General features: G+C 54.7%; 22 protein-coding genes. All 22 read right to left on the bottom strand.

The genetic code is table 11. From position 1 onward, the window contains the following. Positions 1-213: 213 nt before the first annotated feature. On the bottom strand, positions 214-1,452 hold the full coding sequence (locus tag QSK07_RS22320) for an MFS transporter (protein WP_285723249.1): 1,239 nt from the start codon (positions 1,450-1,452) through the stop codon (positions 214-216). Positions 1,453-1,559: 107 nt separating this feature from the next. Then, positions 1,560-2,294 carry a phosphate signaling complex protein PhoU gene (phoU, locus tag QSK07_RS22315; RefSeq protein WP_009088225.1) on the bottom strand — a complete coding sequence of 245 codons (735 nt, stop codon included), beginning with the start codon at positions 2,292-2,294 and terminating at the stop codon, positions 1,560-1,562. Between the two features lie 17 nt (positions 2,295-2,311). After that, a complete protein-coding gene (gene pstB / locus QSK07_RS22310; protein WP_013359568.1) occupies positions 2,312-3,085 on the bottom strand; it encodes a phosphate ABC transporter ATP-binding protein PstB in 774 nt (257 codons plus the stop codon). 44 nt (positions 3,086-3,129) lie between these two features. Further along, the gene (gene pstA, locus QSK07_RS22305; RefSeq protein WP_285723248.1) at positions 3,130-4,020 is read right to left on the bottom strand and encodes a phosphate ABC transporter permease PstA; all 891 of its coding nucleotides are present in this window, start codon (positions 4,018-4,020) and stop codon (positions 3,130-3,132) included. After that, positions 4,017-4,979 carry a phosphate ABC transporter permease PstC gene (pstC, locus tag QSK07_RS22300; RefSeq protein WP_098051956.1) on the bottom strand — a complete coding sequence of 321 codons (963 nt, stop codon included), beginning with the start codon at positions 4,977-4,979 and terminating at the stop codon, positions 4,017-4,019. The genes pstA and pstC overlap by 4 nt, the downstream gene beginning before the upstream one ends. 86 nt (positions 4,980-5,065) lie before the next feature. Next, positions 5,066-6,109 carry a phosphate ABC transporter substrate-binding protein PstS gene (gene pstS, locus QSK07_RS22295; RefSeq protein ID WP_033734595.1) on the bottom strand — a complete coding sequence of 348 codons (1,044 nt, stop codon included), beginning with the start codon at positions 6,107-6,109 and terminating at the stop codon, positions 5,066-5,068. 164 nt (positions 6,110-6,273) lie between these two features. Further along, entirely contained in the window at positions 6,274-8,103 is a 1,830-nt protein-coding gene (gene glmS / locus QSK07_RS22290) for a glutamine--fructose-6-phosphate transaminase (isomerizing) (RefSeq protein ID WP_098051957.1), read from the bottom strand. 153 nt (positions 8,104-8,256) lie between these two features. Then, positions 8,257-9,627, bottom strand: coding sequence for a bifunctional UDP-N-acetylglucosamine diphosphorylase/glucosamine-1-phosphate N-acetyltransferase GlmU (gene glmU / locus QSK07_RS22285; RefSeq protein WP_098051958.1), 1,371 nt, complete (start codon positions 9,625-9,627; stop codon positions 8,257-8,259). A gap of 160 nt (positions 9,628-9,787) precedes the next feature. After that, complete coding sequence (locus tag QSK07_RS22280) at positions 9,788-10,207, bottom strand: F0F1 ATP synthase subunit epsilon (RefSeq protein WP_008926374.1); 420 nt, start codon at positions 10,205-10,207, stop codon at positions 9,788-9,790. Between the two features lie 24 nt (positions 10,208-10,231). Then, positions 10,232-11,629, bottom strand: a complete 1,398-nt coding sequence (atpD, locus tag QSK07_RS22275) for a F0F1 ATP synthase subunit beta (RefSeq protein ID WP_008926373.1) — start codon at positions 11,627-11,629, stop codon at positions 10,232-10,234. Between the two features lie 30 nt (positions 11,630-11,659). Continuing rightward, positions 11,660-12,526: a F0F1 ATP synthase subunit gamma gene (atpG, locus tag QSK07_RS22270; RefSeq protein WP_003849534.1), complete on the bottom strand. Its 867-nt coding sequence runs from the start codon at positions 12,524-12,526 to the stop codon at positions 11,660-11,662. A gap of 52 nt (positions 12,527-12,578) precedes the next feature. After that, entirely contained in the window at positions 12,579-14,120 is a 1,542-nt protein-coding gene (gene atpA, locus QSK07_RS22265) for a F0F1 ATP synthase subunit alpha (protein WP_003849532.1), read from the bottom strand. A gap of 14 nt (positions 14,121-14,134) precedes the next feature. After that, a complete protein-coding gene (gene atpH / locus QSK07_RS22260) occupies positions 14,135-14,668 on the bottom strand; it encodes a F0F1 ATP synthase subunit delta (protein WP_098051959.1) in 534 nt (177 codons plus the stop codon). A 14-nt stretch (positions 14,669-14,682) separates the two neighbouring features. Further along, positions 14,683-15,153 carry a F0F1 ATP synthase subunit B gene (gene atpF, locus QSK07_RS22255; protein WP_003849528.1) on the bottom strand — a complete coding sequence of 157 codons (471 nt, stop codon included), beginning with the start codon at positions 15,151-15,153 and terminating at the stop codon, positions 14,683-14,685. Positions 15,154-15,260: 107 nt separating this feature from the next. Continuing rightward, entirely contained in the window at positions 15,261-15,500 is a 240-nt protein-coding gene (gene atpE / locus QSK07_RS22250; protein WP_003849523.1) for a F0F1 ATP synthase subunit C, read from the bottom strand. 105 nt (positions 15,501-15,605) lie between these two features. Continuing rightward, on the bottom strand, positions 15,606-16,424 hold the full coding sequence (gene atpB / locus QSK07_RS22245) for a F0F1 ATP synthase subunit A (protein WP_003849506.1): 819 nt from the start codon (positions 16,422-16,424) through the stop codon (positions 15,606-15,608). Between the two features lie 8 nt (positions 16,425-16,432). Beyond that, positions 16,433-16,813, bottom strand: coding sequence for a F0F1 ATP synthase subunit I (gene atpI, locus QSK07_RS22240; protein ID WP_098051960.1), 381 nt, complete (start codon positions 16,811-16,813; stop codon positions 16,433-16,435). Positions 16,814-17,524: 711 nt separating this feature from the next. Beyond that, on the bottom strand, positions 17,525-18,142 hold the full coding sequence (rsmG, locus tag QSK07_RS22235; RefSeq protein ID WP_275222214.1) for a 16S rRNA (guanine(527)-N(7))-methyltransferase RsmG: 618 nt from the start codon (positions 18,140-18,142) through the stop codon (positions 17,525-17,527). 47 nt (positions 18,143-18,189) lie between these two features. After that, complete coding sequence (gene mnmG / locus QSK07_RS22230; RefSeq protein ID WP_098051962.1) at positions 18,190-20,079, bottom strand: tRNA uridine-5-carboxymethylaminomethyl(34) synthesis enzyme MnmG; 1,890 nt, start codon at positions 20,077-20,079, stop codon at positions 18,190-18,192. A 432-nt stretch (positions 20,080-20,511) separates the two neighbouring features. Then, the gene (gene mioC, locus QSK07_RS22225; protein ID WP_285723242.1) at positions 20,512-20,952 is read right to left on the bottom strand and encodes an FMN-binding protein MioC; all 441 of its coding nucleotides are present in this window, start codon (positions 20,950-20,952) and stop codon (positions 20,512-20,514) included. A gap of 154 nt (positions 20,953-21,106) precedes the next feature. Further along, the gene (gene asnC, locus QSK07_RS22220; RefSeq protein WP_013359557.1) at positions 21,107-21,568 is read right to left on the bottom strand and encodes a transcriptional regulator AsnC; all 462 of its coding nucleotides are present in this window, start codon (positions 21,566-21,568) and stop codon (positions 21,107-21,109) included. A gap of 104 nt (positions 21,569-21,672) precedes the next feature. Then, positions 21,673-23,811 carry a 5-histidylcysteine sulfoxide synthase gene (ovoA, locus tag QSK07_RS22215; RefSeq protein ID WP_285723240.1) on the bottom strand — a complete coding sequence of 713 codons (2,139 nt, stop codon included), beginning with the start codon at positions 23,809-23,811 and terminating at the stop codon, positions 21,673-21,675. Positions 23,812-24,079: the final 268 nt, after the last annotated feature.

Genomic DNA, 24,079 nt, shown 5'->3' with positions numbered 1-24,079 from the left:
GTGAAAGGTGAAGCAGAGGACCGTAAGCTGCCAGACAGGATCGGTATTTAAACCGTCCTCAGGAAAGGGACCGGTTCGCTCTGCTTCAGTGGTGATAGCTAATCACCACGTAATGTTAGATACAAGGTAAGTGATACAGAAAAGGGAGCCCTGAAACCTGTTACCACTCCGGAATGGCTGGGCTATCATTTACCCAGCCATTTCATCAAAGCATCAGCCAATTGCACCCAGCGTATCTTCCTGACCCTGCTTCTTCGGCAGCAGGAACAGCGTTGCCACAATATCCAGCAGGTAGATCAGCGCCAGCAGGGTAATCGCCGCGGTGAACGAGAACTGGCTCGCCAGCAGACCAATCACCACCGGGCCGAAGCCACCCACGCCACGCCCCAGGTTGAACAGGACGTTTTGCGCGGTAGCACGCACCTGCGGCGGGAAGGTATCGGAAATCAGCGCACCGTAGCCACCAATCATGCCGTTAACAAACATCCCCATGATCGCACCGGTAAACAGCATGATATCCGGGTCGCGCAGCTGAGCATAAACTACCACCATCACGACGGCACCAAACTGATAGAGCAGGAAGATTTTCCAGCGCGCAAAGCGGTCGGCCAGCACACCAAACAGCCAGATACCAAAGGTCATCCCGACCACCGTTACCGCGGTCCAGAGGCCGGATTTCGTCAGGCTGAAGCCAAAGCTGGAGGAGAGGTAGCTCGGCATCCAGATCATCAGCCCGTAGTAACCAAAGTTCTGAACTGAACAGAGGATAAAAATACCGAGACTGGCTTTGGCGGTTGAGCGGTCGCGTACCAGCAGCTTCAGGCGCGCCGGAAACGAGAGGGACGGTACATGTTTAACCTGCCGCTGAAACATCGCCGGTTCGCCCATACCGCGACGGATGGCAAATGAGACCAGTGCCGGTAATAATCCGACCAGGAACATGCCGCGCCAGCCAACGATATTCAACAGTGGTGGCGTGATAAAGGCTGCCATCAGCACACCGAGCTGCCAGCCGATACCGACCCACGCTGAGGCGCGGTTACGCTTCTCAACAGGCCAGGCTTCGGCAATCAGCGCCATGCCGATACCAAATTCGCCACCCAGACCCACACCCGCCAGCGTTCGCCAGGCGAGCAGATCCCAGTAGCCCTGCGCCACCGCGCACAGGCCGGTAAAGATTGAGAAGACCAGAATCGTGACGGTAAGCATACGGATACGACCATAACGGTCGCTGAGATGACCGAAGACAATGCCACCGATAACCGCGCCAATCAGCGTCCAGGTCACCAGCGATCCCGCCTGTGATGGATTAAGCGCCAGCGAAACACTGATAGCCGGCAGCATAAAGCCAAGTATCAGCAGGTCAAATCCATCCATGGCATAGCCGCTGACCGCAGCCAGCATCGCTTTGCCCGGCGTTACGCCCGGTTTAGATTGGGGGGAAGGGGACATCGTTGCGCACCTCTGAAAGAAAAGTGCCGCAATTATAAAGAGAGTTCAGGATGTGACCAATTGAAAAGGCTTATCCCTGCGCCACTCCGGCACAGGGATAAGATGGATCAGGAAGGGCGGTTGCTGCCGTCGTCACCCGACAGTAATTCATCGAGCCGATCTCCACCCACGTGACGGAAATCCTGACCTTTGACGAAATAGAAGATAATTTCACAGATGTTCTGGCAGCGATCGCCGATGCGCTCAATGGCGCGGGCGCAGAACAGCGCTGTCAGCACGCTGGGAATGGTGCGCGGATCTTCCATCATGTAGGTCATCAGCTGGCGCACAATGCCTTCGTACTCTTTATCCACCTTTTTGTCTTCACGGTAGATGGTGATCGCTTCATTGAGATCCATGCGGGCAAAGGCGTCCAGCACGTCATGCAGCATCTGCACGGTGTGACGACCCAGCGACTCAAGGCTCACCAGCAACGGAAGATGCTGCTGACCAAACTTCTCCAGCGCCGTGCGGCTGATCTTCTCGGCCACGTCGCCAATGCGCTCCAGCTCGGAAATGGTTTTGATGATCGCCATCACCAGCCGCAAATCGATCGCGGTCGGCTGACGTTTGGCGATGATGCGCACGCAGGCTTCATCAATCTCCACTTCCATCATATTGACCTTCTGGTCGCCGTCGATCACCCGCTGCGCCAGCTCGCCATCCAGATTATGCATGGCGGTAATCGCATCGGTCAGCTGCTGCTCGACCATGCCGCCCATGATCATTACCTGAGTTCGGATATGCTCCAGTTCGGCATTGAACTGACCGGAAATGTGTTTATTCAGATTCAGATTATCCATGTCGATCTCCTGTCAGATCAGCCGTAGCGGCCAGTAATGTAGTCTTCGGTTTGCTTCTGCGCGGGCTTGGTGAACAGCGTGTCGGTGTCGCTGAACTCAATCAGTTCGCCCAGATACATGAAAGCCGTATGGTCAGAGCAGCGGGCCGCCTGCTGCATGTTGTGCGTCACGATCACCACGGTGTAGTCCTGTTTTAGTTCGGTGATCAGCTCTTCAATACGACCGGTAGAGATAGGATCCAGCGCGGAGCAGGGCTCATCCAGCAGCAACACTTCCGGGCGAATAGCGATACCGCGCGCAATGCACAGACGCTGCTGCTGGCCGCCGGAGAGACTGTAACCGCTCTGATGCAGCTTGTCTTTGGTTTCATTCCACAGCGCCGCTTTGGTCAGCGCCCACTGGACGCGCTCATCCATATCGGCACGCGACAGCTTTTCAAACAGGCGCACGCCAAAGGCGATATTGTCATAGATCGACATCGGGAACGGCGTCGGCTTCTGAAACACCATGCCGACGCGGGCGCGCAGCAGCGCGATATCCTGCTGGGTCGCCAGAATATTTTCGCCATCCAGCAGAATGTCCCCTTCGGCCCGCTGCTCCGGATAGAGCGAGTACATCTTATTGAAGGTACGCAGCAGGGTCGACTTACCACAGCCCGATGGGCCGATAAACGCGGTGACCTGATTCTTAGCGATATCCAGATTGATGTTCTTCAGCGCATGAAACTTGCCGTAATAGAAGTTCAGATTACGGACCTGAATTTTATCGGCTGTTGCTGTCGCGATACTCATAATTCATCTCTCTTATACGGCGCCGCGCAGGGCCGCGCCGGAAGTTAACCGTGTTTACCTTTGGCGAAAATCACCCGCGCCACGATGTTCAGCATCAGCACGCAGAGGGTAATGATCAGCACGCCCGCCCAGGCCAGGCTCTGCCATTCGGCGAACGGGCTCATGGCGAACTTGAAGATGGTGACCGGCAGGTTCGCCAGCGGCTGCATCATGTCGGTGCTCCAGAACTGGTTCGACAGCGCCGTAAACAGCAGGGGAGCCGTTTCCCCTGCGATGCGGGCAATCGCCAGCAGCACGCCGGTGATGATGCCGGAGACCGACGCTTTCAGGGTGATGGCCGAGATCATCTTCCACTTGGGCGTGCCAAGCGCATAAGCCGCTTCACGCATACTGTCTGGCACCAGTCGCAGCATATTTTCGGTGGTACGAATCACAATCGGCACCTGCAGCAGCGCCAGCGCAATCACCCCGGCCCAGCCGGAGAAGTGCTGCATCTGCGACACCACCAGGGTGTAGACGAACAGGCCGACCACAATGGAGGGGGCTGAAAGCAGAATGTCGTTAATAAAGCGGATCACTTCTGACAGGGCCGATTTGCGCCCATATTCCGCCAGATAGATCCCGGCCATGATGCCCAGCGGTGTGCCGAAAAAGGTCGACCAGAAAATCAGCAAGCCACTGCCCGCCAGGGCGTTCGCCAGCCCGCCGCCCGCGGTATTCGGTGGTGGCGTTGATTCGGTGAACAGGGACCACGAGAGTCCATCCACGCCGCGCGATACGGTGGTGAAGAGGATCCACACCAGCCAGAACAAGCCAAACGCCATGGTCAGCAGCGACAACGTCAGTGCAATTTTATTTTTCGTGCTGCGCCAGGACTGCATTTTACGACGTGATGCGTCCAGTTCGGCGCGCGCCTGAATTTCAATCGTGGTCATGAGCGCGCTCCTTCACTTTTCGCCAGTCGCATAATCATCAGCTTTGAAATCGCCAGTACGATAAAGGTAATCACAAACAGGATCAGGCCCAGCTCCATCAGCGCGGCGACATGGACGCCCGATTCCGCTTCCGCAAACTCGTTGGCCAGCGCCGAGGTGATGCTGTTACCCGGCATAAACAGCGACGGGCTGTCGAGCTGGTAGGTATTGCCGATGATAAAGGTCACTGCCATGGTTTCACCCAGCGCACGACCCAGTCCCAGCATCACGCCGCCAATCACACCATTTTTGGTAAATGGCAGGACGATGCGCCAGATCACTTCCCAGGTGGTGCAGCCGATGCCGTAGGCTGACTCTTTCATCATTACCGGGGTCTGCTCAAAGACGTCGCGCATCACCGAGGCGATGTACGGGATGATCATGATAGCCAGAATCACGCCCGCCGCGAGGATACCGATACCGAAAGCGGGGCCGGAGAAAAGCTCGCCGACAATCGGAATACCCGACATCACGTCGTTTACCGGCGTCTGGAAATATTCGGCAAACAGTGGCGCGAAGACAAACAGGCCCCACATGCCGTAAACGATACTCGGGATAGCTGCCAGCAGCTCAATGGCGGTGCCCAACGGGCGACGCAGCCAGCCTGGCGCGAGTTCAGTCAGGAACAGCGCGATACCAAAACTCACCGGCACGGCGATAACCAGGGCGATGATGGAGGTCACAAGGGTGCCGTAGATCGGAACCAGTGCGCCAAATTGTTCGTTGGGCGCATCCCAGGTTTTGGTCCACAAAAAGGCGAAACCAAACTTCTGGATGCTGGGCCACGAGGAGATGATCAGGGAGACAATAATGCCGCCCATCAGTAACAGCACAATCAGCGCAGCCAGCCTGACCAGTGCGCCAAAAATTCTGTCACCTTGTTTGCCTGGGGCTTTGAATGCCGGCTTCGTTGCAGCCATAGAAGTCTCAGTCTTCAGAAGTTATCAGGGCGGCATGAGCCGCCCGTTGGGTTTGACCGGACAACTGTCCGGTCAGGATCGGTCAATTACTGATAAAGCGCTTTACCAGAACTGTCTTTGATGTTGGCTTTCCAGGCGGCGCGAATCTGCTCGGTCACGCTCTCTGGCAGCGCAGCATAATCCAGCGCTGTGGCGGTTTTGCTGCCGCTTTTGTAAGCCCAGTCGAAGAACTTCAGCACTTCAGCGCCTTTAGCCGCATTCGCCTGATCTTTGTAGATCAGAATGAAGGTGGTTGAGGAGATTGGCCAGGCATCCGCGCCCTTCTGAAAGGTCAGATCCTGTGCGAACGATTTGCTCCAGTCAGCGCCTTTCGCAGCATTGCTGAAGCTGGTTTCGCTCGGCGCGACCGCTTTACCATCGGCATCGATCAGTTTGGTGTAGGTCAGGTTGTTCTGTTTGGCGTAGGCATATTCCACATAGCCGATAGAACCCGGCAGACGCTGAACAAAGGCGGCGACGCCGTCGTTGCCTTTACCGCCCAGACCCACCGGCCAGTTAACGGTGTTGCCTTTACCGATTTTGCTGTTCCAGTCCTGGTTTACTTTCGCCAGATAGCTGGTGAAGACGAACGAGGTGCCTGAACCGTCAGCGCGACGCACCACGTTGATGTTGGTCTCTGGCAGTTTCACGCCCGGGTTAAGTCTGGCAATCGCCGGGTCGTTCCACTTTTTGATGGTGCCGAGGTAGATATCACCGACGGTTTTGCCATCCAGCGTCAGCTGGCCTGACTTGATGCCTGGCAGGTTAACCGCCAGTACCACGCCACCGATGACGGTAGGGAACTGAAACAGACCATTTTTCTGCAGATCTTCATCTTTCATTGGCGCATCGGACGCACCGAAATCAACGGTTTTGGCGATGATCTGTTTCACGCCGCCAGATGAACCGATGCCCTGGTAGTTAATTTTGCTACCGGTGGCTTGCTGATATTCTGCTGCCCACTTGGCATAAACCGGCGCCGGGAATGTCCCGCCTGCGCCAGTGAGATCGGTGGCCGCAAAAGCAGATACCGCGCTTACGGCGAAAGTGGTGGCGAGGATTCGGGCTACGGTGCTACGCATCAGTGTCATATTCCCTCCAGGGGAGAAAAGTCAGGCTAGGGGCCGTTTTAGTAAGAGTCTGTGATTGCTGCAGGAGGGAAAATAGGACAGTTTGATGACAGTGAAATGTACGAAATGTGACAGTTATATGACAGAGGCCAGAATGAAGTGGGCCCGCGACGGGGCCCACCAGGTTATTCCACGGTAACCGATTTCGCCAGGTTACGAGGCTGATCGACATCCGTGCCTTTGATCAGGGCGACATGATAAGAGAGTAACTGCAACGGCACAGTGTAGAAGATCGGCGCAATCACCTCTTCAACATGCGGCAACGGGATAATCTTCATCCCATCACTGTCGCTGAAGCCCGCATCCTGATCGGCAAACACATAGAGCAGGCCGCCCCGTGCGCGCACCTCTTCGATGTTGGATTTCAGCTTCTCCAGCAGTTCGTTGTTAGGTGCCACTACGATCACTGGCATGTCCGCATCAATCAGCGCCAGCGGACCATGTTTCAGTTCGCCTGCGGCGTAGGCTTCCGCATGAATGTAAGAGATCTCCTTGAGCTTCAGCGCTCCTTCCATGGCAATCGGATATTGATCGCCACGGCCCAGGAACAGCGCGTGATGCTTGTCAGAGAAGCCTTCGGCCAGATTCTCAATCAGCTTATCCTGCGCCAGCATCTGCTCAATCCGGTTCGGCAACGCCTGCAGGGCATGAACGATCTCATGCTCAGTCTCCGCAGACATCTCTTTCAGACGACCCAGTTTCGCCACCAGCATCAGCAGCACCGCTAACTGGGTGGTGAACGCTTTGGTGGAGGCGACGCCGATTTCGGTGCCCGCTTTGGTCATCAGTGCCAGGTCAGATTCCCGCACCAGTGACGAACCGGCCACGTTGCAGACAGCCAGTGAACCCAGGTAGCCCAGCTCTTTCGAGAGACGCAGTGCTGCCAGGGTATCCGCCGTTTCACCCGACTGCGACAGGGTGATCAGCAGGCTGTTTTTGCGCACCGCTGACTTGCGATAGCGGAACTCTGAGGCGATCTCCACGTCACAGGGGATATTTGCCAGCGACTCAAACCAGTATCGTGACACCATGCCGGAATTATAAGAGGTGCCGCAGGCGATAATCTGGATATGCTCCACCTGGCTCAGCAGCGCTTCTGCACCCGTGCCCAGCTCGCTGAGGTCAACCTGCCCCTGACTGAAGCGCCCACTCAGGGTGCTTTTCAGCGCCATCGGCTGTTCGTAGATCTCTTTCTGCATGTAGTGACGGTAAATACCTTTGTCACCGGCATCATATTGCAGGTTCGACTCGATCTCGGCACGCGTCACGGTATTGCCTTCACGGTCAATTACCGTGACATCGCGACGGCTGATCTCGGCGATATCACCTTCTTCCAGATAGATGAAGCGGCGGGTCACCGGCAGCAGGGCCAGCTGATCCGAGGCGATAAAGTTTTCGCCCATGCCACGGCCAATCACCAGCGGGCTGCCGGAACGGGCCGCCACCAGCAGCGACGGATCGCGGCTGTCCATGATCACCATGCCATAGGCACCGCGCAGTTGTGGGATCACGCGCAGTACCACTTCACGCAGCGAACCGCCCTGCTTCTGCTCCCAGTGAACCAGATGCGCCACCACTTCGGTGTCGGTTTCAGAGGCAAAGACGTAGCCGCGTTCGATCAGCTCAGCACGCAGCGGCTCATGGTTTTCTATGATGCCATTGTGCACGATGATGATGTGCTCTGAGACGTGCGGATGCGCATTTGCTTCCGACGGCTCGCCATGGGTTGCCCAGCGCGTGTGCGCAATGCCGGTACCACCAATCAGCGGCTGCTGTTCAGCGGCTTCCGCCAGTTTCTGCACTTTCCCTAACCGCCGCAGGCGCGTGACATGCCCCTGGCGATCGACTACGGCCAGACCGGCCGAATCATATCCGCGATATTCAAGACGACGCAGACCTTCCAGCAGAATCTCTGCGATATCGCGTTGCGCTACTGCACCAACAATTCCACACATAATGATGTTTTCCTGACTACATGGCTTTTCGCCACTTCTGTTGTCATGCGACCTGATATCCGGCTTTGCCGGTTCCCCGAGCCTTGTAGAGATTGGGGATTATAGTTTTGGCACTGCACTGCATTGGCCCGCATAAAGCGGGCCGTTAAAAATTTATTTTTTCTTCACCGGGCGCTGCCAGTCCGCTTTGTGATTCTGTTCTTTACGGTTATAGACCAGACCGGCTTCGGTCACATCTTTCATGATGGTGGTGCCTGCCGCAATGGTAGCACCTGCCGCGACGCTGACCGGAGCCACCAGCTGCGTATCTGAGCCGACAAATACGTCATCGCCAATCACAGTTTTGAATTTGTTCGCGCCATCGTAGTTGCAGGTGATGGTGCCTGCACCGATGTTCACGTTGTCGCCAATCTCCGCATCGCCAAGATAGGAAAGGTGACCCGCTTTCGATCCCCTGCCCAGACGCGCTTTCTTCATTTCGACGAAGTTACCCACGTGGGCAGCGTCGGCCAAATCGCTGCCAGGACGCAAACGGGCAAATGGCCCGACGGTACAGGCGGTAGCGAGATGAGCATCCTCGATCACCGTATAGGGGCTGATTTCACAATCATCGCCGATCACGCTGTTTTTGATAATGCAGCCCGCGCCGATTTTGACGCGCGAGCCCAGCGTGACCTGGCCTTCAATAATAACGTTAGTGTCGATTTCAACATCCCGCCCATGCGTCAGCGTCCCGCGCAGGTCAAACCGTGCCGAATCGCGCAGCATCACGCCGGCCAGCAGCAGTTTTTCGGCCTGTTCAGCCTGCCAGGTGCGTTCTAATGTCGCCAGCTGCAAACGGTTATTCACGCCATCGGTTTCACTGATGCGTGCCGGATGAACCGCGTTGATCACCCGACCTTCCTGATGTGCCAGCGCGATAATATCGGTGATGTAATACTCACCCTGCGCATTGTTATTGGTGAGCAGTGACAGCCAGCGTTTTAAATCGCCACCGTTGGCAATCAGAATACCGGTGTTGATCTCTTTAATCGTGAGCTGCGCCGGGCTGGCATCTTTCTGTTCGATAATGCCGGTGATGGTGTCGTTCTCACGCACGATGCGGCCATAGCCGGTCGGGTCGTCCAGTACCACGGTAAGTAAGCCAATCCCGCCCTGCGGTTTTGCTTCGCGCAGGCGCTGTAATGTCGCCTGGGTAATTAGCGGCACGTCGCCGTAAAGCATCATGATATCTTCATCATCGGCAAAAGCAGGCGCGGCCTGCTGCATGGCGTGGCCGGTACCGAGCTGCTCGGCCTGCAGCACCCAGTTCAGCGTGCTGTCGGTCAGTGTCGCTTTCAGGCGGTCGCCGCCGTGACCATAAACCAGATGCACCTGCTGTGCGCCCAGCCCTTTAGCGGCATCAATGACGTGCTGAACCATCGGTTTGCCTGCCAGCGTATGCAGAACTTTAGGCAGATCGGAATACATACGGGTGCCCTTGCCAGCAGCAAGGATCACCACACTCATCGCACTGTTAGACATAACTATCCTGAGTGAATTTTTACGGGTGAAAGTAAAACGGTTTGGGGTTGAGATTACTACATTTTTCTCAGGCCGAAATTAGGCGGACGGGCAGATCGGATGCCGCAGGCAAAAAAAATGCCAGCCCGAGGGCTGGCATTTCATGACGCATAAAGCTGGATTACATCGCTTTTTTGGTCAGTTCGATCACGCGCAGTTTAGCAATGGCTTTCGCCAGCTCGGCAGAGGCCTGAGCATAGTCCACGTCGCCGTGGCTGCTGTTCATGTGCTCTTCTGCTTTGCGTTTTGCTTCCAGAGCACGCGCTTCGTCCAGATCGGTACCGCGAATCGCGGTATCGGCCAGAACGGTGCTGCTGCCCGGTTGCACTTCCAGCACGCCGCCAGAGAGGTAGATATACTCCTCTTCGCCGTGCTGTTTCACGATACGGATCATTCCAGGCTTAATGGCAGTCAGCAGCGGCGCATGGCCAGGGAAAATCCCCAGTTCACCTTCGCTACCTGACACCTGAATTTTCTGTACCAGACCAGAGAACAACTGCTCCTCTGCGCTGACCACATCCAGGTGATAAGTCATAGCCATAATCTTCCTCCCGGGAAACCGTTATTACAGTTTCTTCGCTTTTTCCACGGCTTCTTCGATGGCACCAACCATGTAGAAGGCCTGCTCTGGCAGGTGGTCAAACTCACCTTCCATGATGCCTTTAAAGCCACGGATAGTGTCTTTCAGCGTAACGTATTTGCCCGGTGAACCGGTGAATACTTCCGCAACGAAGAACGGCTGAGACAGGAAGCGCTGAATTTTACGCGCACGTGCCACCAGCAGTTTGTCTTCTTCAGACAGCTCATCCATACCGAGGATGGCGATGATGTCTTTCAGTTCCTGATAACGCTGCAGCAGTGACTGAACGCCACGCGCAACATCATAGTGTTCCTGACCGACAACCAGCGGATCCAGCTGACGGCTGGTGGAGTCCAGCGGGTCAACGGCCGGGTAGATACCCAGAGAAGCGATCTGACGGCTCAGCGTTACCGTTGAGTCTAAGTGCGCAAAGGTGGTTGCTGGTGACGGGTCAGTCAGGTCATCCGCAGGGACGTAAACGGCCTGTACGGAGGTGATTGAACCGGTCTTGGTGGAGGTAATACGCTCCTGCAACACACCCATCTCTTCTGCCAGCGTTGGCTGGTAACCTACCGCAGATGGCATACGACCCAGCAGTGCAGAAACTTCTGTACCGGCCAGGGTATAACGGTAGATGTTATCGATGAACAGCAGAACGTCGCGGCCTTCATCACGGAATTTTTCCGCCATGGTCAGACCGGTCAGTGCAACGCGCAGACGGTTACCCGGCGGCTCGTTCATCTGGCCATAGACCAGCGCAACTTTATCGATAACGTTTGAGTCAGTCATTTCGTGGTAGAAGTCGTTACCCTCACGAGTACGCTCACCCACACCGGCAAACACAGAGTAACCTGAGTGTTCAGCCGCGATGTTACGGATCAGTTCCATCATGTTGACGGTTTTACCGACACCCGCACCACCGAACAGACCCACTTTACCGCCTTTGGCAAACGGACACATCAGGTCGATAACCTTGATGCCGGTTTCCAGCAGTTCCTGCGAGTTAGACTGATCTTCATAAGAAGGCGCTGCGCGGTGAATAGAGGCGATCTCTACTGCACTGCCGTCTTCTTCTTTCAGCTCGCCTTTCATGTCGATTGGCTCGCCGAGAACGTTCATGATACGGCCCAGGGTCGCTTTACCGACCGGAACCTGAATGGGTTTCTGCAGGTCGTTGACGTTCAGACCACGCTTCAGGCCGTCAGACGTACCCATTGCGATGGTACGAACTACGCCGCCGCCGAGCTGCTGCTGTACTTCCAGCACCAGACGCGCATCACCATTCATCACCTCGAGGGCGCTGTACACTTGCGGTACCGCGTCCTGAGGGAATTCGACGTCAACAACGGCGCCGATAATCTGGACAATCTTTCCAGTTGCCATCTTGAATCCTCTACCTAATTCCAAACCTGGTTAAACCGCGGAGGCCCCCGAGACGATCTCGGTAAGTTCCTGGGTGATGCTGGCCTGACGAGCTTTGTTGTATACCAACTGCAGCTCTTTGATCAGATTTCCGCCGTTGTCGGTTGCGGCTTTCATCGCCACCATACGTGCGGCCTGCTCACTGGCCAGATTTTCCACCACACCCTGATAAACCTGCGATTCGACATAACGACGCAGCAGGGTATCCAGCAGCGCTTTCGGATCGGGTTCGTACAGGTAATCCCAGGTCTTCGCCTTCATCTCTTCTTCACCTTCCGCTGGCGCTAACGGCAGCAGTTGGGTGATGGTCGGAGTCTGAGACATGGTGTTATTGAACTTGTTACTGACGATCATCAGTTTGTCGATGCGGCCTTCATCATAAGCCTGCAACATCACTTTAACCGGGCCAATCAGATCAGACAGGGCAGGTTTATCGCCCATGCCGCTGACTTGCGCCACGATGTTGCCACCCACAGCACTGAAGAATGATGCCCCTTTTGAACCGATAATCGACAGATCGCTCTGCACGCCTTTATCGGACCAGGACTTCATATCTGCCAGTAATTTTTTGAACAGGTTAATGTTCAAACCACCACAAAGCCCGCGGTCTGTAGAAACGACCAGGTAGCCGACGCGCTTGACGTCGCGCTGTTCCAGGTAAGGGTGCTTGTATTCCAGATTACCCAACGCAAGGTGACCAATCACTTTGCGCATGGTGTCTGCATACGGACGGCTGGCCGCCATGCGTTCCTGCGTTTTACGCATCTTGGAGGCGGCGACCATTTCCATCGCTTTGGTGATCTTCTGCGTGTTTTTTACGCTTCCAATCTTGCTTCGTATCTCTTTTGCGCCGGCCATTAGCTTCTCCTCAAAGCCTTGCGGCCTGCCTTTTCAGACAAGCCGCCAGACATTACCAGGACTGGGTTGCTTTAAACGTATCGATCAGGCCTTTCAGCTTCGCTTCGATATCGTTGTTAAAGTTACCCGACTGGTTGATTTCAGCCATCAGCTCAGCGTGGTCGCGATCGGCGAAGGCCAGCAGTGCAGCTTCGAAGCTGCCAATTTTTGCCAGTTCAACGTCGTTCAGGTAGCCACGCTCTGCAGCGAACAGAACCAGACCCTGCTGCGCGACAGACATCGGCGCATACTGTTTCTGCTTCAGCAGCTCGGTCACTTTCTGACCGTGGCTCAGCTGTTTGCGGGTAGCATCATCCAGATCAGATGCGAACTGCGAGAACGCCGCCAGTTCACGATACTGTGCCAGCGCGGTACGGATACCACCGGACAGTTTCTTGATGATCTTGGTCTGTGCAGCACCACCTACGCGGGATACCGAAATACCTGGGTTAACAGCCGGACGAATACCGGAGTTAAACAGGTTCGATTCCAGGAAGATCTGACCATCAGTAATCGAAATTACGTTGGTCGGAACGAACGCAGAAACGTCGCCTGCCTGAGTTTCGATGATCGGCAGCGCGGTCAGTGAACCGGTTTTACCTGTCACTGCGCCATTGGTGAAACGTTCTACATAATCAGCGCTTACGCGTGATGCACGTTCCAGCAGACGGGAGTGGAGATAAAACACGTCGCCAGGGAACGCTTCACGGCCTGGTGGACGGCGCAGCAGCAGAGAGATTTGACGGTAAGCGATAGCCTGCTTGGAGAGGTCATCGTATACGATCAGCGCGTCTTCACCACGGTCACGGAAGTATTCGCCCATCGCACAACCCGCGTACGGAGAGAGATACTGCAGTGCAGCTGATTCAGAAGCAGACGCCACAACAACGATGGTGTTCTGCAGTGCGCCATGCTCTTCCAGCTTACGAACCACGTTAGAGATGGTTGAGGCTTTCTGACCAATCGCAACATAGACACACTTGATGCCTGAGTCGCGCTGGTTGATGATTGCATCGATCGCCATCGCGGTTTTACCGGTCTGACGGTCACCGATGATCAGCTCACGCTGGCCACGGCCGATTGGAATCATCGCATCGACCGACTTATAACCGGTCTGAACCGGCTGGTCGACTGACTGACGGTCGATAACGCCAGGTGCAATCACTTCGACTGGTGAGAAACCGTCGTTGTCGATTGCGCCTTTACCGTCGATTGGCGCACCCAGGGTGTTCACGACACGGCCCAGCAGGCCACGGCCTACCGGTACTTCAAGAATACGGCCAGTACACTTAACCTTCATGCCTTCGGCGAGGTCAGCGTAAGGACCCATCACCACTGCGCCAACCGAGTCACGCTCGAGGTTCAGGGCGATAGCGTAACGGTTACCCGGCAGGGCAATCATCTCACCCTGCATCACATCGGCCAGGCCGTGTACGCGGATGATACCGTCACTTACAGAAACAATCGTACCTTCGTTGTGAGCTTCACTCACGACATTGAACTGAGCAATGCGCTGCTTGATCAGTTCGCTGATTTCGGTGGAATTCAGTTGCATATGCTCCAGTCCCCTTAAGACTGCAAGACGTCAGCCAGACGGTCAAGACGGCCGCGTACGCTGCCATCAATAACCAGATCACCCGAACGGATGATCACGCCTGCCATCACAGACTTATCAATTTTGCAATTCAGCTTAACTTTGCGTGACAGACGTTTTTCCATCGCGGCGCTGATTTTAGTCAGCTGGTCGTCACTCAGCGTACTGGCGGAGATAACATCAACTTCAGCGGTGGCTTCATGAGCGTCACGCAGTTCGATGTATTGGGCCAGTACAGCCGGAAGCGCTGTCAAACGTCCGTTTTCCGCCATCACCTTGATCAGGTTCTGCGCGGGTTCATCCAGTTGATCACCACAGACTGCGTTAAACGACGCTGCCAGCGCTTCAGGTGCTAACGCACCGGAGAGAAGATCAGCCATCTGTTCATTGCGAGCCACTTCTGCGGCAAACGCCAGCATCTGTTGCCAGCGTTCAATACTTTGATGCTCAACAGCAAAGTCAAAAGCTGCTTTGGCGTAGGGGCGAGCTACAGTAATCAGATCAGACATCAGCCCCTCCCTCCTTACAGTTCAGCGACCAGTTTATCAACGATGTCGCTGTTAGCAGCTTCATCCACGGAGCGTTCGATGATCTTCTCGGCGCCAGCCATAGCCAGCAACGCAACCTGCTTACGCAGTTCTTCACGTGCACGTTTACGTTCGGCATCAATTTCAGCCTGCGCTTGTGTCACGATGCGATTACGTTCGTTTTCAGCTTCGGTTTTCGCTTCGTCCAGAATCTGCGCGCGACGCTTGTTCGCTTGCTCGATAATGACCTGAGCGTCTTCTTTGGCTTTTTTCAGCTGGTCGGTCGCATTAGCCTGCGCGAGATCCAAATCTTTCTTTGCACGTTCAGCAGAAGCAAGGCCTTCAGCAATTTCTTTCTGGCGCTTTTCGATAGCAGCCATGAGCGGCGGCCATACGTACTTCATGCAGAACGCGACAAACAGGATGAACGCGATAGCCTGGCCGAGGATTGTTGCATTAATGTTCACAGCACAATGCCTCTAGATTGAGTATTTAACTTTTCTGCCGTTACCGTTGTGATAAGCGGCAGAATCCGTTCACCCCTGCACATTGTGCGCTGAGTGAACACAGGGCTTTAGGCGACAGCAAACATCACGTACAGACCCAGACCAACAGCGATCATCGGGATTGCATCCACCAGACCCATTACAACAAAGAACTGCGTACGCAGCAGAGGAATCAGGTCAGGCTGACGAGCAGCGCCTTCCAGGAATTTTCCTCCGAGGATGCCGATACCGATCGCAGCACCGATTGCCGCCAGGCCCATCATCACAGCGGCAGCCATGTACAGCAGATCCATATTCAGGTTTTCCATGACAGTCTCCAGTTTGTTTCAGTTAAATGCTCCCTTCATCTTCCGGGCTTCAGCGGAGTACGCTGCAACCCGGAATCAAGAGGGAAAGTAGTGTTGAGAAAAAAATCAATGCTCTTCAGATGCCATCGACAGATAGACAATCGTGAGGACCATGAAAATGAAAGCCTGTAGCGAAATGATCAGGATGTGGAAAATGGCCCACGGCACATTCAGCACCCACTGCGACCACCACGGCAACAGACCGGCAATAAGGATAAAGATCAGTTCACCCGCATACATGTTACCGAACAGTCGTAAACCCAGTGACACAGGCTTAGACAGAAGGCTCACACCTTCCAGAATCAGGTTGATCGGGATGAAGATCGGGTGGTTAAAAGGCTGCAGCGTCAGCTCTTTCGTGAAGCCGCCAATGCCTTTCATTTTGATGCTGTAGAACAGAATCAAAATAAATACGCCCAACGCCATAGATAGCGTGATGTTCACGTCTGCAGACGGTACGACGCGCAGCGCCGGTAACCCCAATACGTGCTCACCAATATATGGCAGCAGGTCGATTGGCAGCAGATCCATGAAGTTCATCAGGAAGACCCAGACAAAAATTGTCAGAGCCAGCGGGGCGATAAGTTTGCTCTTACCGTGATACATGTCGCGCACGTTACTATCAACGAAACCGACAACCAGTTCGATAGCCGCCTGCATTTTCCCTGGTACACCGCTGGTAGCAGACTTCGCCACGCTACGGAACAACACCAGGAAGATGATTCCCAGCACCATAGAGAAAAACATGGAATCGATATTTAATACCCAGAACGTCGCGGGAGCGTCGTGCGGATTCACTAACTCGAAGGTACGCAGGTCCAACTGAAGATGAGTCAGGTGGTGACCAATGTACTCTTGCGGAGTAGAGATTTCTCCTGCAGCCATGATGCCTCTTACCCTTTGTTGTTAATTACCGCCGGTGCCAGCATTTGAACCACCAGCACCGATAACCAGGTTATTCCGACCGGCCAGAAGACCGCCCCGAACAGACCCAACGCCACAATGAGCAAAATGATGGTCGCAAACACTTTAGCAATTTCACCTAAAGCGAAGCTCCACGCGACTCGCCCCGAAGCGGGGGGTTGCCCCTGCAGGCGCCAGGCTAAAAACAAAAACAATACGTTTGGCAGCCAGGCTGCCGCTCCGCCAGCAAGAGCAGAGACACCCCAGATGACATCTTTAACAGCAAAGAGTCCGCCGATGATGACTATCGTCACCAGCTGAATCATCAGCACCGTTCGGGCGAATTTTACACTGTAAAGAGACACTGACATGACGCTGATACTCTCCTGCCCCGTCAGGGGTATGTCGCGTGTCGTATAAGACTGCCTTTGCGCAGTTGAGTCAAGCAGCAAAAGCCGTGCAAATTATACGGGCCGCACCTGCGATTTCAATCGGTAAGTAGCGAAAAGGTGAACAATTATTTAAATTTCTTTCCGGAGGGCTATTTTTCCAAAGATTACCCTGCAGAGATTCACCCGGATCTGACTGAAAATTCACTCGCATCTTGCTTTTAAAGCGTGCTTTAGATCACATAATAAGCACTCACACGACATTGAGTTTTATCTGCGGTCTATTTAAGAACAATCTGCAAAACACATAAACCTTTTAAAATCAGAATATTGAAATTATAAAAATGTGTCAGCAAGACTATTTTCACAGAAAACACGCTATTGACATCGAACTGTGCATGAGAATCGTGAAATTGATATTACGTACGCAAAGTTATTACCACGATATATTTTCCGGCGTGACTACTTTTATTCCGCGACCCGCCTATACAAGTGATATTTCTGATAACTGAATGTGAATTAATCGTTAAATGTAACAGATATTTTCGGATAATTTCCGTCTCCGTTTTTAACCTTCGCTTAGCCAGGACTTAATCAAAATCTTTTATTGATAGCGCATCATCTGCACTTTTTTCATCCATACCCTGATTAAAACCCTGGCAGAGGAGCGTTAGATCCCTGGAAACTGAAGGTCTACTGGTGACGAATAATGACCAGATGCCGGTCACCTTCCAGCTGAGGCACCTGCAGCTTTATCACTGCATCGGAGACATAGCCAGCGGGTAACTCAGCCATTTCATCATCCGGACGGACACCTTTGAGCGCATAAAAGTGCCCTTCCCCGCCAGGCAGATGGTGACACCAGTTCACCATATCGGTCAGCGAGGCGAATGCACGGCTGATGACGCCATCAAAGGGTGGCTCAGCCGGAAACGCCTCAACCCGGCTCTGCACCGGAGTAATGTTAGTGAGTCCTAACTCATGCTGAACCTGACGCAGGAAACGCACCCGCTTGCCCAGACTGTCGAGCAGCGTAAAGTGCGCATCGGGCATCACGATAGCCAGCGGAATGCCAGGCAGTCCAGGCCCGGTGCCGACATCAATGAAACGCGAACCTTTCAGATGCGGTGCCACCACAATGCTGTCGAGGATATGGCGAACCAGCATCTGCTGTGGATCGCGCACGGATGTCAGATTGTAGGCTTTGTTCCACTTATCCAGCAGACCGACATAGGCAACCAGCTGCTGTTTTTGTTGATCGGAGAGGGAAATACCGGCTGCCTTTAGCAGCGACGTGAGTGTGTTAATCACAGCATAAGTCCATTCAGCGGGGGCGAGTCGCCTCGCCCCGTTTCAGATCAGGCGCTTTTGCGCAGCAGACCCTGTTTTTTCAGATAAATAAGCAGAATTGAGATGGCCGCCGGGGTAATGCCAGAGATACGCGTTGCCTGACCAATCGACACGGGTTTGTGATCGTTCAGCTTGGCGATCACCTCGTTCGAGAGGCCGTTCACCTGGCGGTAGTCGAGTTCTGCCGGCAGCAGCGTATTCTCATTACGCAGCTGGCGATCGATCTCTTCCTGCTGACGCGCGATATACCCTTCATATTTCACCTGAATCTCAACCTGTTCAGCGGCCTGTTCATCAGCGAGTGCCGGACCAAAGGCATCCAGCGTCATCAGCTTCAGATAGGTCAGCTCAGGACGGCGCAGTAAATCTTCACCGCTCGCTTCTTTAGTCAGCGGCGCGCTGAGTACCGTGTTCACTTCGGTCACGTGCTCTGACTTTGGATGAACCCAGATATCGCGCAGTCGTTGACGTTCCTGTTCAATCGCTTCCAGCTTCTGATTGAAACGCGCCCAGCGCGCATCATCCACCAGACCCAGTTCACGGCCGGTTTCGGTCAGGCGCAGGTCGGCATTGTCTTCGCGCAGCATCAGGCGGTATTCCGCACGTGAGGTAAACATCCGGTACGGCTCTTTGGTGCCAAGCGTGCAGAGGTCATCTACCAGTACGCCGAGATAAGCCTGATCGCGGCGTGGTGCCCAGCCCTCTTTGTCGGCAGACTGACGGGCCGCGTTCAGACCGGCCAGCATTCCCTGCGCAGCGGCTTCTTCGTAGCCGGTTGTGCCGTTGATCTGTCCGGCAAAGAACAGGCCGTGAATAAATTTACTTTCCAGCGTCGGTTTAAGATCGCGCGGATCAAAGAAGTCATATTCGATGGCATAGCCCGGACGCACGATCTTCGCATTCTCCATGCCCTGCATCGAGCGGACGATCTGAATCTGCACATCAAACGGCAGACTGGTCGAGATACCGTTCGGGTAGATTTCATTGCTGGTCAGCCCTTCCGGCTCCAGGAAGATCTGATGCGAGTTACGATCGGCAAAGCGCATCACTTTGTCTTCGATCGACGGGCAGTAGCGTGGGCCGATCCCCTCAATGATCCCGGCGTACATCGGGCTGCGATCCAGGTTATTGCGGATCACCTCGTGGGTTTTCTCGTTAGTATGCGTGATCCAGCACGGCACCTGCTGCGGATGCTGAGAAGCATTGCCCATAAACGAGAAGACCGGCATCGGGTTATCACCGTGCTGCGGGCTGAGCACGGAAAAATCGATGGTGCGCGCATCGATACGCGGTGGCGTACCAGTCTTGAGGCGGTTTACCCGCAGCGGCAGCGCACGCAGTCGTTTTGCCAGCGGAACGGACGGGGGATCGCCAGCGCGACCGCCGCTGTAGTTGTCCAGACCGATATGAATTTTGCCATCAAGGAATGTTCCGACGGTAAGAACGACGGTTTTCGCGCGAAACTTCAGTCCCATCTGAGTGACGGCACCCACGACACGATCGTTTTCCACGATAAGATCGTCGACCGCCTGCTGGAAGATCATCAGATTGGGCTGATTCTCCAGTGCCGTACGCACCGCCTGGCGATAAAGCACGCGATCGGCCTGAGCACGGGTCGCCCGTACTGCCGGGCCTTTGCTGGCGTTTAGTATCCTGAACTGAATACCGGCCTGGTCAATCGCACTGGCCATCAGACCACCCAGGGCATCCACTTCCTTTACCAAATGTCCTTTGCCAATACCACCAATCGCCGGGTTACAGGACATTTGTCCAAGCGTATCAATGTTATGGGTGAGTAACAGGGTTTGCTGACCCATTCGGGCTGCCGCCATTGCGGCTTCGGTGCCCGCATGACCACCACCAATTACGATGACGTCAAAAGGATCCTGATAAAACATGAAGTGGTACCTCGGTTGATGAACTTGCAGGATCGTCGTCCTGGGGCGTGGATTCTACTCAAATTCCGTCTGGGGTGAAAGCCGCGGGATCGTCCGGTTTTAAAAGAAAGGATCTTAGATCTGTATATGATCTTTCTGTTAGATCTCTTATTAGGATCCCGGTTTTCTGTGGATATGTGCCAGAAGCACAGCAGAAACAACAGGATGAAGAGGATCACTAGCTGTGAGTGATCGGTGATCCTGATCCGTATAAGCTGGGATCAAAAGACGTTGTTATCCACAGATCAAAAATCGCTCTTCGGTTATTCTTTGGATAACTACCGGTTATACGCAGTAAAAGAGGGTGGTTATCCACAAAATTAATGAGAAGAAAAGGATAAAATCAGCATCTTCCACTGGGGATCGTCACTATTTCGCGATCCCCAGCCCCATTCAGATCGCCTTTTTCCAGCTTTCCAGCCAGGCTTCCGCCGGATCTTCAGGGATCTCATGCTCCAGCACGTCAATCTCCAGGCGGTCGCCGATCTGACGGGCACCCTGAGCAATTAACAGCGCTTCTATCTGGCGGATCGCACCACAGAAGAGATCATATTCGTGATTGCCGAGTCCAATCGCACCAAACCGGACCTGAGAGAGATCGGGCTGGCTGTCACGGATGGCTTCGAACAGTGGCAGCAGATTGTCGGGAATATCCCCTGCACCGTGGGTTGAGCAGACCACCAGCCAGATACCCTCGTGTGGCACCTCATCCAGCTCCGGGCCATGCAGCATCTGCGTTGAGAAGCCCGCTTCCTGTAATTTTTCTTCCAGATGTTCAGCCACATACTCTGCGCTACCCAGAGTACTGCCACTGATTAAGGTAATATCGGCCATCTTGCTCTCCCGGAGATTAAGGCGAGCATTGTACGCTGTGATCAAGCAGTGATCCACCTGTGGACAACAGGGTTAATAGATCAGAAGAAGCGAACGCAGCCGTTGTCAGCCACCACATTCGTCAGGGATAAGATTATGCACAAGGCGGGATGGATCAGGGCTTGATGGTACGCATGATCGGGTTTTGCAGCGAGATCAGGGTTTCTGTCGACTGAATTTCATCGATGGTCTGGATCTTGTTGATCAGCACCTGTTGCAGAGCGTCGATTGACCGGCACATCACTTTAATAAAGATGCTGTAGTGGCCGGTGGTGTACCAGGCCTCAACCACTTCATCCAGCGCCTCCAGTTTGCTCAGCGCCGCCGGATAGTCTCGTGCGCTCTTGAGGATAATGCCGATAAAACAGCAGACATCAAACCCCAGCTGACGCGGATCGATATCAACCCGGGTGCCCAGGATAATGCCCGCCTGCTTCATCTTTTCCACCCGCACATGAATGGTGCCGGGGCTGACATTAAACTGTTTTGCCAGCTCGGCGTAAGCGGTGCGCGCATTATCCAGCAGGGCATTCAGAATGCCGCGATCCAGGTTATCGAGCTGCAGATGTTCGGCCATGGCCATCCTCGTTATTGGTCTGCTTTAAGTAAACAAGGGTGAATGTGCAGCAAAATAGCGGTTCAGGCAACTACCGGCAGCGACGGGCGCCGCTGCCGGTTCACTTAGCGTTTGCGCCAGACGGTGACCTGCGCCAGCGTGTGCTGGAATTTGCGGGCCGTTTCGCGGATCACAAAGGGTTTATCCTGCGGTTCACCGACCAGTTCGAAGTCGGCTGCCAGCAGACGTTGCAGTGCCTGCAGCGTCGTCAGTGCCTCACCATTCTCACGCACGCCGCCCAGCCAGTTCTCCCTGGGCGTGAAATCCTCCAGCCAGGTATAAGGTGATGAGAGCAGCAGGAAGCCGCCCTGACGCAGCATCGGCGTGACATCCCGCAGGAAACGAGCAGGCTGGCGCAGGCGATCGATCAGGTTGGAGGCGAGCACCAGATCGTAACGACCCGGCTGTGGCTTAAGGTTACAGGCGTCGCCCTGAACAAACTGGATCCGCTGTGCCTGTTCGCTCTCCAGCGCAAAATCTTTCAGGCGAACCTGACGATACTCCACCAGATCGCCTTCCTGAGGCAGCAGATAGCGGAAGTCTTCGCCGCTGGCCAGCTGCAGCGCCACATCAATGAAGCGGGCCGAGTAGTCCATCCCGGTGACACGTTCGAAGTGGCGAGCCAGTTCAAAACTGGCGCGTCCGGTGGCACAGCCGATATCCAGGGCATCACCACGGGCTGAAGTGTAATTCAGCGCCAGCTTCACCAGGCTTTCAGCATAGTTTTCCACGCCGAAATAGCGCGGCCCATACTGGAAGTCCAGGTACTGCGACACCATCGCGTCTGATTCATACGGGTTCAGCGCCATGGTCTCCTGATGGCTGGAAACCACGTAGCGGAAACCGGCGTGCTGGAAGAAGTGGCGGCGGAACGCATAGCGTGCCGATTTCAGCGCCTCGTTACCGGTCGAGATCCAGCTGCCGCCTTTGATCAGGGAATGTTTGCCATCGAAGGTCGGGGTAGAGAAATCATCGTAAAGCGGGTGGACTTTGAAGCCTTCAAAGCCATTGGTCGGCGTGGTCGTCCATTGCCAGACGTTACCGATGATATCGAAGAACGCGCCCTGAGCGAAGAGATCGACCGGCGAGGAGGACGCCCAGTACGCCAGGTTAATGTTGCCCGGCGCCGGTTCCCAGTCCGGCTGATCACCCGTGACCTGTTCACGCAGCTGAGCCCACTCCGCTTCACAGGGGAGCTGAACACTCATACCAGTCTGATCTGCCTTCCAGCGGCAGAAAGCCGCCGCTTCCAGCTGATTGACCTCGGCAGGCCAGTCCCACGGCATCGCCACTTCTTCACACATCAGACGCAGTTTAAGCTGATCGGGCATCGCAGGCGTGCCGACCCAGAAGGTGGGCATCTCTGCTTTGGCAAACTGACACCAGCCCCAGCCTTCGTCATCCCACCAGCGCGCATCCTGATAACCACCCGCCTCAACAAACGCCATGAATTCCGCATTGCTGACCAGCATTTTGCTCGCCTGGAACGGCTGCAGCGTAACCTGCTGGCGACCATATTCATTATCCCAGCCGTAGGTATCGTCGGTTTTACCCAGCGTGACGGTGCCGCCTGGCATTGGCAGCAGGGCATTGGCCGGAACAGCTTCGCGCTGATGGCGCGCCATCGGACAGATCGGCCATGCGGCCTGCGGTCTGACCCATTCAATCGGTAACTGGCGGATCAGCACGCTGGAGGTTTCCAGATGAATACGCTCATGCTCAATCCCCATCAGGATCACCCAGGCCGGGCTCTCCCAGCTGATCGGCAGCGTGATCGGCATGGTCCGGATCAGATCGCTGACCAGCGCTTTAACGCGGTTACGGTATTCCCGGACTTCATCAATGGTGGGCCAGTCATAGTGACTGTCGTTGAGATCGTCCCAGCTCATTTCATCCACACCAATCGCCATCATCGCTTCGATACGATCGTCCAGACGTGCGTCGATAAGGCGTCCAGCCATCAGCTTATTAATATAGAAGGTGGCGGTGTGACCAAAATAGAAGATTAATGGATGGCGCAGCGGAATGGCTTTGGTAAACCAGGCCTTTGAATCGGCCAGACAGGTGAACAGGCTTTCATACTGCTCCCAGGTCTGATGAAAATAGGCCAGCAATTCGGCACGTTTTTGTTCTATGTTCTGGCCGGAGAGCAATAGCGTTCGCGTCGGTGCAGGCAGATCGCGATGGGGTTGAGCAAGCGTCACAGGAAGCTCCAGATTGCTGAGTAAGTGAAACGGTAATTTACTATAGCAAATAAGCTTTTCTGTCAGATGACTTAGAGCCTGCCCGTCAGGCTATTTTATTTGCCAGTCTGAACCTGGGCAGTGCTCACACAGGCTGCTTTAGCAATCTGAACGCCCTGAAGTGCGGCCCTGAAGGGGCGAGCACAGCGAGTCATCCTCACGTACTACGTGTACGCTCCGGTTGTTCCGCGCTGTCTGTGTCCAGACTGCCTGCAACAATTACGCCTGT

It is taken from the genome of Pantoea sp. QMID4 (assembly GCF_030270445.1).
Lineage (GTDB): Bacteria > Pseudomonadota > Gammaproteobacteria > Enterobacterales > Enterobacteriaceae > Pantoea > Pantoea vagans.
This window is presented reverse-complemented; position numbering and strand designations above follow the sequence as displayed.

What these genes read in the sequence shown, in the direction of transcription:
- QSK07_RS22280 (WP_008926374.1), bottom strand. Translation starts at nt 10,207, where the DNA reads ATGGCTATGACTTATCACCTGGATGTGGTCAGCGCAGAGGAGCAGTTG.
- pstB (WP_013359568.1), bottom strand. Translation starts at nt 3,085, where the DNA reads ATGAGTATCGCGACAGCAACAGCCGATAAAATTCAGGTCCGTAATCTG.
- pstA (WP_285723248.1), bottom strand. Translation starts at nt 4,020, where the DNA reads ATGACCACGATTGAAATTCAGGCGCGCGCCGAACTGGACGCATCACGT.
- glmS (WP_098051957.1), bottom strand. Translation starts at nt 8,103, where the DNA reads ATGTGTGGAATTGTTGGTGCAGTAGCGCAACGCGATATCGCAGAGATT.
- asnC (WP_013359557.1), bottom strand. Translation starts at nt 21,568, where the DNA reads ATGGCCGAACATCTGCAGCTCGATAACCTGGATCGCGGCATTCTGAAT.
- pstC (WP_098051956.1), bottom strand. Translation starts at nt 4,979, where the DNA reads ATGGCTGCAACGAAGCCGGCATTCAAAGCCCCAGGCAAACAAGGTGAC.
- atpD (WP_008926373.1), bottom strand. Translation starts at nt 11,629, where the DNA reads ATGGCAACTGGAAAGATTGTCCAGATTATCGGCGCCGTTGTTGACGTC.
- atpH (WP_098051959.1), bottom strand. Translation starts at nt 14,668, where the DNA reads ATGTCTGATCTGATTACTGTAGCTCGCCCCTACGCCAAAGCAGCTTTT.
- mnmG (WP_098051962.1), bottom strand. Translation starts at nt 20,079, where the DNA reads ATGTTTTATCAGGATCCTTTTGACGTCATCGTAATTGGTGGTGGTCAT.
- atpA (WP_003849532.1), bottom strand. Translation starts at nt 14,120, where the DNA reads ATGCAACTGAATTCCACCGAAATCAGCGAACTGATCAAGCAGCGCATT.
- pstS (WP_033734595.1), bottom strand. Translation starts at nt 6,109, where the DNA reads ATGACACTGATGCGTAGCACCGTAGCCCGAATCCTCGCCACCACTTTC.
- atpG (WP_003849534.1), bottom strand. Translation starts at nt 12,526, where the DNA reads ATGGCCGGCGCAAAAGAGATACGAAGCAAGATTGGAAGCGTAAAAAAC.
- mioC (WP_285723242.1), bottom strand. Translation starts at nt 20,952, where the DNA reads ATGGCCGATATTACCTTAATCAGTGGCAGTACTCTGGGTAGCGCAGAG.
- phoU (WP_009088225.1), bottom strand. Translation starts at nt 2,294, where the DNA reads ATGGATAATCTGAATCTGAATAAACACATTTCCGGTCAGTTCAATGCC.
- glmU (WP_098051958.1), bottom strand. Translation starts at nt 9,627, where the DNA reads ATGTCTAACAGTGCGATGAGTGTGGTGATCCTTGCTGCTGGCAAGGGC.
- atpB (WP_003849506.1), bottom strand. Translation starts at nt 16,424, where the DNA reads ATGGCTGCAGGAGAAATCTCTACTCCGCAAGAGTACATTGGTCACCAC.
- atpE (WP_003849523.1), bottom strand. Translation starts at nt 15,500, where the DNA reads ATGGAAAACCTGAATATGGATCTGCTGTACATGGCTGCCGCTGTGATG.
- QSK07_RS22320 (WP_285723249.1), bottom strand. Translation starts at nt 1,452, where the DNA reads ATGTCCCCTTCCCCCCAATCTAAACCGGGCGTAACGCCGGGCAAAGCG.
- atpI (WP_098051960.1), bottom strand. Translation starts at nt 16,813, where the DNA reads ATGTCAGTGTCTCTTTACAGTGTAAAATTCGCCCGAACGGTGCTGATG.